This is a genomic window from Bacteroidales bacterium (assembly GCA_014860585.1).
GTDB lineage: Bacteria > Bacteroidota > Bacteroidia > Bacteroidales > 4484-276 > RZYY01.
In genome coordinates this window covers 21,882-33,995 of record JACZJL010000137.1, presented here as the reverse complement: position 1 = coordinate 33,995, position 12,114 = coordinate 21,882, and the positions used below count along the sequence as shown (strand labels likewise).

At 44.6% G+C, this 12,114-nt stretch carries 9 protein-coding genes and 1 tRNA gene; 3 read left to right on the top strand and 7 right to left on the bottom strand.

All coding sequences use genetic code 11. The features are described from left to right. On the bottom strand, positions 1-995 hold a 995-nt coding region (locus IH598_14350; GenBank protein ID MBE0639695.1), incomplete at its 3' end, for an aromatic amino acid lyase. A gap of 171 nt (positions 996-1,166) precedes the next feature. Here IH598_14350 and IH598_14345 point away from each other — a divergent pair. From IH598_14345 to IH598_14335, 3 genes are all read left to right on the top strand, one after another. Beyond that, positions 1,167-1,367 carry a 2-oxoisovalerate dehydrogenase gene (locus IH598_14345; GenBank protein ID MBE0639694.1) on the top strand — a complete coding sequence of 67 codons (201 nt, stop codon included), beginning with the start codon at positions 1,167-1,169 and terminating at the stop codon, positions 1,365-1,367. Between the two features lie 192 nt (positions 1,368-1,559). Beyond that, complete coding sequence (locus IH598_14340) at positions 1,560-3,719, top strand: aldehyde:ferredoxin oxidoreductase (GenBank protein MBE0639693.1); 2,160 nt, start codon at positions 1,560-1,562, stop codon at positions 3,717-3,719. A 5-nt stretch (positions 3,720-3,724) separates the two neighbouring features. Continuing rightward, positions 3,725-4,006 carry a pyrimidine/purine nucleoside phosphorylase gene (locus tag IH598_14335; protein ID MBE0639692.1) on the top strand — a complete coding sequence of 94 codons (282 nt, stop codon included), beginning with the start codon at positions 3,725-3,727 and terminating at the stop codon, positions 4,004-4,006. Positions 4,007-4,211: 205 nt separating this feature from the next. On the opposite strand, the gene IH598_14330 is transcribed toward IH598_14335, so the two are convergent. The 6 genes from IH598_14330 to IH598_14305 all read right to left on the bottom strand — a co-directional run bounded on the left by IH598_14330 (position 4,212) and on the right by IH598_14305 (position 12,109). Next, a tRNA-Val gene (locus tag IH598_14330) sits at positions 4,212-4,286 on the bottom strand. Positions 4,287-4,404: 118 nt separating this feature from the next. Continuing rightward, positions 4,405-6,021 (bottom strand): NAD-dependent malic enzyme, encoded by a 1,617-nt coding sequence (locus IH598_14325; GenBank protein ID MBE0639691.1) that lies wholly within the window; start codon positions 6,019-6,021, stop codon positions 4,405-4,407. Positions 6,022-6,353: 332 nt separating this feature from the next. Next, positions 6,354-7,730: a DASS family sodium-coupled anion symporter gene (locus tag IH598_14320; protein MBE0639690.1), complete on the bottom strand. Its 1,377-nt coding sequence runs from the start codon at positions 7,728-7,730 to the stop codon at positions 6,354-6,356. A gap of 72 nt (positions 7,731-7,802) precedes the next feature. Beyond that, entirely contained in the window at positions 7,803-9,443 is a 1,641-nt protein-coding gene (pgi, locus tag IH598_14315) for a glucose-6-phosphate isomerase (GenBank protein ID MBE0639689.1), read from the bottom strand. A gap of 62 nt (positions 9,444-9,505) precedes the next feature. Then, complete coding sequence (locus IH598_14310; GenBank protein MBE0639688.1) at positions 9,506-10,723, bottom strand: cation:proton antiporter; 1,218 nt, start codon at positions 10,721-10,723, stop codon at positions 9,506-9,508. 180 nt (positions 10,724-10,903) lie between these two features. Continuing rightward, positions 10,904-12,109, bottom strand: a complete 1,206-nt coding sequence (locus IH598_14305) for a hypothetical protein (protein MBE0639687.1) — start codon at positions 12,107-12,109, stop codon at positions 10,904-10,906. Positions 12,110-12,114: the final 5 nt, after the last annotated feature.

Sequence of the window (12,114 nt, the reverse complement as noted above, 5' to 3'; positions counted from 1 at the left end):
TGGCCGTGGAAATTGCCGGCTGAAATAATCAGGTCCTCATCCGGGAAAATAGTGGGGTTATCGGTCACCGCGTTGATTTCCATGCGGAAAACATAAGAAACGTAATCAATTGAATCCTTTGATGCGCCATGCACCTGCGGAATACATCGGAAAGAATAAGGATCCTGCACGTGCTCCTTTTGCCGGCTGATCAGCTCACTGCCCTCAAGTATGCTTTTTATCCGTGCAGCAGTTTTGATCTGACCCTTATGATGACGGATTTTCTGGATCAGTTCATGAAAAGGCTCAATCCTGCCATCAAAAGCATCGAGCGACAACGCCCCAATGATGTCAGCAAGACGTGAAAGTTTGAACACCCTGAGACACAAATAAATTCCATAGGCGCTCATGAACTGTGTGCCATTGAGCAAAGCCAGTCCTTCTTTTGATTGCAGCTTAATGGGCGCCCATCCCATCATTTTATTTACTTCAGCAGCTGGCATTTTTTTTCCTTCAAAATAAACTTCACCCATGCCAATCAACGGTAAACTGAGATGAGCCAGAGGCGCCAGGTCGCCGGATGCCCCCAATGATCCAAGCTGGTAAACTACCGGCAGCACATCATGGTTAAAGAAGTCAACCAGTCGCTGAACCGTTGCCACCTGTACTCCAGAATGCCCGTATGACAAACCATGCGCCTTGAGCAGCAGCATCAGCTTGACAATTTCACGCGGAACTTCATCACCCATCCCGCAGGCATGCGACATCACCAGGTTTTCCTGCAACTGTCCGAGATCATCTTTTGGAATGATCACATTGTGCAACGCGCCAAAACCGGTGTTGATGCCGTATATTGGCGCTTCGTTGCCATCCATCTTCCTGTCAAGATAATCACGGCATTTTTGAATTTTAACCAGAGCTTCTTCCGATAATTCAAGCCGGTAGTCTTCCTTAATAATTCTGTGAATATCCTCAAAGTTCAGAAGTGCGGAGCTAATTTGATGAACAACCATAATTTTTCAACGATTAAAATGAGGCGCAAAAATAGGGAATAAAGCGGTGGGAGCTTTAATCAAATGAAGTTGTATAGGTCATTTTTCATTTTTATAAGTGTTCTGGTAAACACAAATGATCAATAGCTATCATGATCAAAAAAATATACTTTTGTTCATCTAATCTGATTCATAATGAACGAACTTTTATTTGTGGTTGAAGAAGCGCCGGAAGGAGGTTATACGGCAAAAGCTGTGGGATCGGCAATTTTCACCGAAGCGGACACTATAAATGAGTTGAAAGAAATGGTCAAAGATGCCGTATTTTGTCATTTCGAAGATGAGGAACTCCCAAAACAAATCCGGCTTCAATTTTTCAAAGAGGAAGTCCTCTAACGAAGGTGCTTTTCGAAAAATAAAGGCCACTTCTACTTGCTATTTCTGCTTTTCAAAACCATTCTTTACCCTTGATTGATCAATAAAAACACTCTTCCAATTTTTTACATCCCACCGGGATTGCCGAAAATATGTACTTTTGTGAACTAAATAACATGAAATTATCTATCTAATCTTAATAACTAAATTTTGATGGAAGCTTTAGAATTAAAGGAGATGCACAAATTGCTCAAATCGTGGTCGTACAAATGGAAACCACTCGAAAGAGGTTACACCGACAAAATCCTCTACCTGAACCTGAGCAACAACGAAATCAAAGAAAAAGATGTACCAGCCTTGATGAAGGAAAAATTCATCGGAGGGCGAGGTTACGGGCTGAAACTGTTGTGGGATGCCACCAAACCCGACACCAGATGGAATGATCCCGAAAACGAAATCAACATTGCCTCAGGCCCAATTGGAGGAATTACCCAGTATTCCGGCTCAGGAAAATCAATCTGTGTTTCCATTTCACCGCAAACCGACATTCCGATTGACAGTAACGTTGGCGGATTCTTTGGCCCGTTTCTTAAGTTCTCAGGTTTTGATGCCATCGAGATCACCGGAAAATCAGACAAAGACGTGATCATTTTCATTGATGGGGTTAATCACAAAGTGGAAATCAATGAAGCGCCTTACGACCTGCTCGACAGCCATCTGCTGGGAGAAGCGCTTACCGAAATGTATGCCGATGACGAAAAAGATAAAAAAAATATAGGCGTTGTCTCCACCGGAATTGCGGCAGATCACTCTCTGATCGGGATGCTGAACTTCACTTTTTACGATCCAAAACGCAAACTCGTTCGTCTGAAACAAGCCGGCCGTGGCGGTATCGGAACCGTTTTCAGAGATAAAAAGATAAAAGCTATCGTTTGCAAAATCCCGGGAGTAAAAGGGAACCTCAACAATGTGGTTGACCTGGAAGCCATTATGGAACGTGGCCGCCGCTTTAACAAAGAGATGCGCGATTTCGACGACAGCCAGGCCGAGATGAGAACCAAAGGAACGGCTCACCTCACTAATGTTATGAATGATTACGACTTATTTCCCACCAATAATTTCAAATTCGGAAGCCACCCCGACGCGGTGAAGGTTCACTCGAATATCTACAAAGAACGCTTTACACAAGGCGTTCCGGACGGCTGCTGGATTGGCTGCAACATGTCGTGCGCCAAAGGTGTTGACAACTATATGCTGCGCACCGGCCCTTACAAAGGACAATGTGTTATTGTTGACGGCCCTGAATACGAAACAGCCGCTTCACTCGGCTCATGTGCCGGCATTTTCGACCCCGACTTCACCATCGAAGCCAACTTCTATTGCGACACCTATGGCATTTGTACAATTACATGGGGAACCATCCTGGGATTTGTAATGGAATGCTACGAAAACGGGATTTTAAATGATGAACGCACAGGCGGCCTGAAGCTTAACTTCGGAAATGCTGATGGCGCCATGGAGTTGCTCCATCAACTGGCACGTGGCGAAGGATTTGGTGTGGTTGCCGGACAAGGCGTTCACAAAATGAAAAAAATATTTGCCGCAAAAGGTTGGGGAGACCCACAGTTCCTCCAGGATATCGGCATGGAAAACAAAGGACTTGAGTATTCTCAATATGTTTCCAAAGAATCGCTGGCGCAGCAGGGCGGCTATGCCATGACAAACAAAGGTCCGCAGCACGACGAAGCCTGGCTCATCTTTATGGATATGGTGAACAACCAGATCCCCACATTTGAGAAAAAAGCCGAAGCGCTGCACTACTTCCCGATGTTCCGTACCTGGTTTGGATTACAGGGCTTATGCAAACTCCCCTGGAACGACGTGGAACCTGAAAACAATGCCCAGACAGACGAACCTGCCAAAGTGCCCGAACACGTGGATAACTACGTGACCATTTACCGCGCTGTTACCGGCGATATGAGTTTCGACAAACATGAGATGATCCGCCAGAGCGAGCGGGTGTATAACTTCCAGCGGATTTTCAATATCCGTCGCGGATACGGCCTTCGCAAACACGATGCCCAGCCTTACCGCGCTGCCGGCCCCGTAACTGTTGAAGAATACGAATCAAGAGCCGAACGCTACGACAAGCAGATGAAAGAGTTGATCGGTGTTGACCCGGCTGGGAAATCTACCGAAGAGAAAGTAACCATCACACGCAAATACCGCGAAGACCGCTATGAGCAACTGCTCGACGCAGTTTATTTCCGCCGCGGATGGACCAAAAATGGTGTACCAAAGATCGACCACCTGATGAAGATCGGCATGGATTTGCCGGAAGTTATCGAAATTGTAAAAGAAAAACAAGAATAAAAGCGATGTTTAAAACAAATGAATATTTTGACGGCAAAGTGAAGTCCATTGCTTTCGAAACTGCTGAAGGGCCGGCCACAGTTGGAGTGATGGCAGCAGGAGACTATGAATTCGGAACCTCTACGGTTGAGCACATGACCGTCACCTCAGGAACCATGGATGTGATGCTCCCGGGCGAATCCGGGTGGAAGAGCTATAAAGCCTTTGAAACCTTCATCGTTCCAAAAGACGTGAAGTTTAAAGTAAACATGCAAACGGATACATCTTACCGCTGCTTGTATAAATAATTGAAAAGGGGGAGCTTCGGCTCCCTTTTTTGTTCATTTCATTATTGAGATAAAAATTGCGTAGTTTATTAATCTTTGGCTAAAGCTATACCAATTGAAATTTGGGCTTGCTGAAAGACCTGTAATCTTATGGAAAAGGTGCAGCGCACCGAAATATTCTCCTTAAAGATGGGCGCCTGGGGTTTGGAAAGTTCCATTTCACCTGTGGGTAGTAAGAGATTCGAACTCTTGACCTCTTGCGTGTGAAGCAAGCGCTCTGAACCGACTGAGCTAACCACCCGTTAAGTTGAATTTACAACCACAAAAGTAATGAAATTCCTTGACAGTGTTTTATTTTTCCCCGGGCATAGAAGCACAAATTCGAAAAACAAATTTTTGTTTGGAATATCTTTAAGGTTTTACTTGTAAATTGGCGCGTACATTTTACTTTTGATAAATGCCCTGATATCGCCTGGTTTTTCAATGCCTGCCAAACCGCTGCTGAAAATCTCTTGAGCAACTTTAACCGCGACATTCACTGATACATTTCGAATGTCATTCACCGATGGATAGATCAAACCGCTTTCAAAATCCTTAGGACTAACCTGCTCAGCCACTCCTTCTGCAGCTGTGATCAGCATGTCGTCAGTTACTCGTTTGGCTTCTGTTGCATAAATGGCTAAACCTAAGGCAGGGAAGATGAATACGTTATTACCCTGTCCGGGGGTAAAGGTTTTACCTCTGTAAGTTACCGGCGGAAAAGGACTGCCACTGGCAAAGATCGCTTTGCCTTTGCTCCAGGTATATGCTTGCTCTGCAGTGCATTCCGAATGTGAAGTAGGGTTGGAGTAGGGGAAGATAATTGGTCTTTCGTTTACAGCACTCATATTTTCGATGACCTGCTGATTGAAAGCACCGCCAACAGTGCTTACACCAACAATAGCTGTGGGTTTTATCTTTAGTATCGCTTCTGCAAAATCACTGATGGGGTCACATTCATGGGCAAATTCCTTCTGGTGCTCAGCCAGGTCGGTTCTTGATTTGACCAGTAAGCCGTTTACGTCGAACATCCAGATTTGTTTTAAAGCTTCTTCACGGGTTAATCCATCTTTCTGAAACTTTTTCACCAGCATATCTGCTATGCCAAATCCGGCGGCGCCAGCTCCCAGGAAGAGAAATTTCTGATCGCGGAATGGTTTCCCCAGATGCCTGCTGATGGAGATAAACCCGGCAGTAGCAATAGCAGCCGTGCCTTGTATATCATCATTGAAGGTGCACACATTGTCACGATATTGATTCAAAATGCGGATGGCATCCACCCCCGGAAAGTCCTCCCACTGAATACATAATTTTGGATAAACCTCATTTGCAGCTACAACGAAGGCCTCAACAAAATCGTCAAACTCCTTTCCTCTGATCCGTTTATGTTTTAATCCGGGATAAAGCGGATCGGTTAAGAACGTTTCATTGTTTGTGCCAACATCTAAAACGATCGGAAGTGTATGTTCAGGTGGAACACCGGCACAACTGGTATAGAGTGCCAGTTTTCCGATCGGAATGCCGATACCGAAAATGCCGAGATCGCCCAGCCCAAGTATTCTTCCACCATCGGTGACCACAATGAAGCGAATATCTTTTTCAGGCCAGTTTTTCAGTATCTCCCTGATACGGTCTTTTTGGTCAATGGAAATAAAAAGCCCTTTTGGCCGCCGGGCAATATGACCGAATTTTTCACAAGCTTCGCCTACAGTTGGTGTGTAAACCAGCGGTAAAAATTTTGCCGGCTCGCTAATGATGGTTTTGTAAAACAGCGTCTCATTTGTATCCTGAAGTTGCGAGAGGTAGATGTACTTATTGATCGGCGCCTCAATGTTTTCTAACTGCATATTAATGCGCAGAATCTGTGTTTCCATTGACTCTACATTGATGGGTAACAATCCTTCAAGTCCATATTTCTTTCGTTCTTCAGGCGTAAAAGCCGTTCCTTTGGTATAGCGTGGATTGCGCAACAGTGAATACCCAGTCTTTTCTTCCATAACGCTTTTTGTTGATTAATTTTTAGTGTATTATTTCTGATTTTCTTGCTTTTTTTGGCAGAATTTTCTGCCGAAGGCATCCATAGGAAAATGACAAATATCAAAAGACAAATTAATACTAAATTCAAAAATTCAATTATCAAACTGATACACAATTTATCCTGCCTGACTGCGTGAGGAAATCAGGGCAGTCAAGGCTGCTTTCACTGTTTGGATTTTTGATCCATTGTACATTGAGTTTTATTTGGGATTTGTTTATTGTCTGTTGTAATTTCTGGTTTATCCAGGTTAGGTTAAACGTAAAGTTTAATCATCCGAGGTAGTTATAAAATTTACGAGAGTAAGAGCACCCATAAAATGGCTAACAATGGGCCAAGTCCTCCAACGATAAAACCTCCTATTCTGAAATCCTTCTGAGCAAGTAATCCCGTACTGTATGATATTGCGTTGGGTGGTGAAGATACCGGCAGGAACATAGCTGTTGAAGCTGCAAGGGCAATGATCAATGCAATTTCAGCTTTAAATCCGACCAGGATAGCCATGCCAAGTGGAATCATCACCGTACTGGCAGCTGTATTGCTCATGATATTGGAAACCAGCATGGTAAAAAATGCAAAAACGAACATCAGTACTAAAGTGTTTATTTCCAAATTGATGAGCTGTTGAGCATAGAAAGTCATCAAGCCGGTTGATTCGAGCGCCAACCCGAGCGACAAACCACCGGCAACGAGCAATAGTGTGTCCCAGGGTAGCCCTTGAACATCTTTGCCCTCAAGAACGCGCGTCAGCGTAAGAATCACAAGGGGAACTGCGCAAATTGCTGCAACTTTAATTCCGTGAAGCGAAGTGGTCAACCATAATGCTACCGTAACAATGATAACCCCTATTGTAATGAACCTCTGCCTGTTAAACTCACGGGAGAGTTCAAATTTCTGTTCATCAAGAAAAGCGAGGGGAATGGGTGTTTTGTCTTTGATGAAAAGTTTGATGAGTACATAGCAGCTGATTGCGGTTAGAACGAATGCGAGCGGAACCCCAAATTTCATCCAGTCGATGAAATCAATATGGATTCCCGCATTTTCAAGAGCCCCGACTGCGATGGCATTTGGTGGGGTACCGATGATGGTTCCCATACCACCTGTTGCCGCGGCTATCGGAATGCCCAACAGTAATGCTTTCGAAAAACCTGAATCCTTTGGTAGCGACATCAGCAGGGGCATGATAGCGGCAATGACCATTGCAGTTGTAGCTGTGTTGGACATTAACATAGAGGCAACCATAGTAGTCGCCATTAGCCCGATGAGTAAGTTAACCGGCCTGGAACCTGATAACTTAAGGGTAAATTTAAAAAGGGCCAGATCGAGTTTCGTTTTGGTCATGGCTGAAGCGAGAAAAAAACCTCCGAGCATCAGCCAGATTACACTGCTGGAGAAAGTATTCGCATATTTATCAATGTTTTCCGGCGCTGAGTTAAAACGTTCGTTACCAAGCGCAAATACAAGAAATGCAATAATCAGCAGACTGACGGCAAATGCTGGCATCGCCTCGGTAAGCCATAAACCTATGGAAAAAAATAAAAGGAAAAGCACATAATCCTGAGAGTCAGTAAATCCGGGATCGCGGATAAGGAAAGTAATACCTAATGCTACGACCATCGAAAGCAGAAACTTGATCAGTCTCATTAACCTCGATTTAATATACTCGTCCATAATTGATGTTTTATATTGTTTGGAAAGAAATCATTATTTGAAATGAAAACCTGGCAAGTTAGGACATTCGATTCACCTTCTTTTTTTCATTGCCCGGTAGCGTCGGATCAGATTGTTGGTTGAGCCATCGTGCTGAAGCACTGGTTCGGTATCACCTTCCAACTCTGGTGTTATCCGCTGTGCGAGCACTTTTCCCAGTTCAACGCCCCATTGATCAAATGACCCGACATTCCAGACGGCACCCTGGGTGAATACAATGTGTTCGTAGAGTGCAATTAGTTTGCCCAATACTTCCGGAGTCAAACGCTGTGAAAGAATGGTGTTGGATGGCCGGTTACCTTCAAATACTTTGTGCGGCGCCAGCCATTCGGGCACTCCCTCAGTGTTGACCTGTTCTATTGTTTTGCCAAATGCCAGCGCTTCGGCCTGGGCAAACATGTTAGCCATCAGGATGTCATGATGATTGTCCAATTGATGTTGCGGCTCAATAAAAGCAATAAAATCGCAGGGAATGAGTCGTGTACCCTGGTGTATGAGTTGATAAAAAGAATGCTGGCCGTTGGTACCCGGCTCACCCCAGTAGATTGGGCTGGTCTCATAATCAACCTTAAGGCCGTCAAGCGTTACACTCTTGCCGTTACTTTCCATCGTAAGCTGCTGAAGGTAAGCCGGGAACCGTTTCAGGTATTGCTCATAAGGCAAAACGGCAATAGTTTCAGCGCCAAGAAAATTGACATTCCAGATCGAAATTAAAGCCATAAGCACCGGCAGATTTGTTTCAAATGGGGCCGTCCGGAAATGTTCATCCATCAGGTGGAATCCGCTGAGCATTGCCCGAAAATTCTCCGGTCCAATGGCGAGCATCGTCGAAAGGCCAATGGCTGAATCCATCGAGTAGCGGCCGCCAACCCAATCCCAGAAACCGAACATATTTCCGGTGTCAATACCGAATTTGGCTACCGCAGCAGCATTGGTGGAAACGGCTACAAAATGTCTGGCAATGGCATTTTCATCTCCCCCGGCTTGGTCAAGAAACCATTTCCGTGCAGAGTGGGCGTTGGTCATGGTTTCGAGGGTGGTGAAGGTTTTTGAGGAGATGATGAAAAGTGTTTCGGATGCGTCGAGATCAATCACCGCTTCGGCGAAATCAGTTCCATCAACATTGGATACAAACCTGAAATTCAGCGAACGGTCGCTATAACTTTTCAACGCTTCGTAAGCCATCACCGGACCCAGATCCGAGCCGCCAATTCCAATGTTCACAATATTTTTAACCGGTTTCCCGCTATAGCCCTTCCATTCTCCTGAACGCACCTTGCCGGCAAACACGGTCATTTTATTCAACACTTCATGAACTCCCGGAACAACATTTTGGCCATCAACCATAATAACAGCCTCTGCGGGCGCACGTAAAGCCACATGCAAAACAGCCCGGTTTTCGGTGATGTTGATTTTTTCTCCCCTGAACATGGCATCTATCTTTTCGCGCAGCCCTGTATCTTCGGCCAGTTTTAACAATAAAACCAGGGTTTCATCTGTAATCCGGTTTTTGGAATAATCGAGAAAAAGGCCTACTGCCTCAATTGACATTTTCCCTGCGCGGTGATCATTTCCCCGGAAAAGTTCGCGGAGATGAGGGATTCCATTGCTCAGATGATTTCTCAGCGCCTTCCATGCAGGCTGATTCGTGAGTTGTTGGGTTTCTGGTGTCATTTTAATTCCTTTTTAAATTCAGTGAAATAGATTTTGGTCTGTTAACTGAAATCAGCGGGATTCTATTTCGATGAGGTTAAATTTGTTTCCTGTGAAAATAATTTTGAGAAAGGAAAAGCAGTAATTCCATGTAAAAAAACACTTAATAGTACCGTCAGCGTAATTGTAGCTGCGATTTGTTCCATTCCCTTCAGCCCGAATTCAATAACTACCATGAGCAGGTATAAAACCGATGCAATCCCTCTTGGACCGAACCAGCCTATAAATGCTATCGTTCCACGGTTAAGCCCTGTGCCTAAGAGACTTAAAGCAACAGGCGCCATGCGAATCACGGTAAGGCTGAGTATGGCATAAATGAACGAGTTGACATTCCAAAAAGGAATGGAAATCGGAATCATGATCATGCCCATCAGGAGAAAAACGAATGTTACCAGTGCCTGGCTTTCGGCTTCTCCAAACTCATGAATCCGTTCGCGGATATGCTCAGTGCTCGTTCCAAGCAACATTCCGGCAAAAAATGCAGCAATGAATCCGTTCCCGCCAGCCATTTCTGCCAGAGAATAGGACAGGATGGCGATTGAAAGGGCTGCCAACCGCTGGAAAGTCTGGTTCATCCAATCATTTTTAGATGCTTTTTCCACAAGGTAGCCGCCGATCCATCCCACCAGTCCGCCAATCAAAGGACCAAAGATAAATTGTTTGATGGTGAACATTGACCAATAGGCAAACCCGGCGCCTTCACCGGCTTCTCCTGACAGGACGGCAATTGCAATCAGCAGTGGCGGTAGGGCAAAGCCGTCATTCAAGCCGCTTTCGACGTTAATAGTCTGCCGGATGCGGAGCGGTACAAGTTTACTGGTTACCACGGCAATACCAAGTGCTGCATCCGTGGGCGAGAGGATGATGGCCAGAATAATCAGCCACCAGATATCTATTCCGGGAAAGAGCAGCCAGGCAAAAAGTACCCCAACCACCATAGTAACCGGTAAACCCACAAACAACAGTCGCATCGGCAATTGCCGGTCTTTGAGCAACGCCTTTAAATTTAAAGTAGAGGCATCAAGAAAAAGCACAAGAATCAGTGTGATCTGGGCAATTGGCTCAACCCACAAGGCATTGATGCCTTCCCTCCAGTCAGAGCCGACAAAAAGGCTGACAATATAACCCACCGCAACAAAAACCATTGGCGCCGTAATCACCGACTTCTCTGACAATTTCGAGAAAAGCCCGTAAAACAGGATCATTAAGGCTGCGAAAATGATAACCGGGTAATCATTCATTCCATTTGTATTGTTTTAATTACAGGTCAAAAGTATAGTTTCTTATTTTCCAACATTAACAATTCTTTATAATCCTGAAAACACAGGCCTTTTTTAAAAAAAGAGCTTGCCGAAAAAGTAAATGATTTTATTTTAGCACCATTTCCGGCAAGCCCTTATTATTTGAGGTGATTATTCCATTTAGAAAATTCCGAGAGGTGATACAAATCCGATGTTAAACCTTCCGGTGGTATAATCGTTTGCACCAAATCTTTCTTTGGCATAATCGGAGTAAGTGTAAGATCTCCCAACCCAATTGGCATAAAACCTAAGATTTATATCTTTCCATGGGTAATACTCAACAGTTGGAATAAAGCCCAGTGCTGTCCTGATATGATCTTCCGTTTTCTGTGGATCGAGATCATCCTCCCAGTTGGCAATGTCCATCATACCAACAAATGCAAGGTTGATTTTAGGATTCACCCTGTAATACAAGTGCAGCCAGTGTCCGGTGTAGACGGTTTTTTCCAGGGCATAGGGGTAAAGTTCGTCAGGAACATCATTGCTGATTATTCCAGAACGGTCAAGGTCTTCCTGGCTCCATTTGAAGTCGTATTCAACCGTAAATTTATCAAGCTTCACCTGGTTACCCAGCGCGATATAATTCATCCCTGCTGGTTCATCCAGTTCAGTGTTGCGTGCTTCGTTGTGAAATGCATACGACCAGATGGTGTTGAATTTGCCATCAAATAAACTTCCTCTCCAGTTAGCAACAAATGCCAAAGGCATTTTGCCCGATTCATAATTGGGTTGATAACCATAAAGTTCATCAAAAGTCTTAGTGCGCGAATCGAGTGCCTGGAAGGTCAGCTGGTGTTTTGGATTGACCTGATAACTTACCCCAACTCCGGTTAAGAAATTATCGGCATATTCGATAATATCTGAGTATTCGTAGATATCTATCGGGTTCATATCGAATTCGTAAGCACCCCAATCGGCACACATTTTACCTAACGAAATGCTTAACTTTTTGGTAGCATCCACCCGGATGAAAGCAAGGTCTGTGGAACGGCTGAAATTGTCCAGCGACTCTGAAGTCTGCGCTCTGGTATAACGATCGCGGAAACGAAAATAGACCTTGTCATGAATTTTTCCTTTGATTTCCAGCCGGAACTGTTCCATCATAAACCGCGATTGGACGTATTCACCATCATAAAACTCATTTCGTAGTGCAAACCGGGTGTTTGCGATCATACTCATGTTTTTTAACAATCCTTGCTTTTCTTCAGGTATGAGTGTTTTGTAATATGTGGTGTCTCCTGCCTGCGGCTCCTTTACCTGTGCTATGATTGCCGCCGGCAAAAACAGGATTACAATCAACAAAACGCTGTTAAAAATTGCTTTCATAGGTT

What these genes read in the sequence shown, in the direction of transcription:
- IH598_14310 (MBE0639688.1), bottom strand. Translation starts at nt 10,723, where the DNA reads ATGAATGATTACCCGGTTATCATTTTCGCAGCCTTAATGATCCTGTTT.
- IH598_14345 (MBE0639694.1), top strand. Translation starts at nt 1,167, where the DNA reads ATGAACGAACTTTTATTTGTGGTTGAAGAAGCGCCGGAAGGAGGTTAT.
- IH598_14335 (MBE0639692.1), top strand. Translation starts at nt 3,725, where the DNA reads ATGTTTAAAACAAATGAATATTTTGACGGCAAAGTGAAGTCCATTGCT.
- pgi (MBE0639689.1), bottom strand. Translation starts at nt 9,443, where the DNA reads ATGACACCAGAAACCCAACAACTCACGAATCAGCCTGCATGGAAGGCG.
- IH598_14340 (MBE0639693.1), top strand. Translation starts at nt 1,560, where the DNA reads ATGGAAGCTTTAGAATTAAAGGAGATGCACAAATTGCTCAAATCGTGG.
- IH598_14305 (MBE0639687.1), bottom strand. Translation starts at nt 12,109, where the DNA reads ATGAAAGCAATTTTTAACAGCGTTTTGTTGATTGTAATCCTGTTTTTG.
- IH598_14325 (MBE0639691.1), bottom strand. Translation starts at nt 6,021, where the DNA reads ATGGAAGAAAAGACTGGGTATTCACTGTTGCGCAATCCACGCTATACC.
- IH598_14320 (MBE0639690.1), bottom strand. Translation starts at nt 7,730, where the DNA reads ATGGACGAGTATATTAAATCGAGGTTAATGAGACTGATCAAGTTTCTG.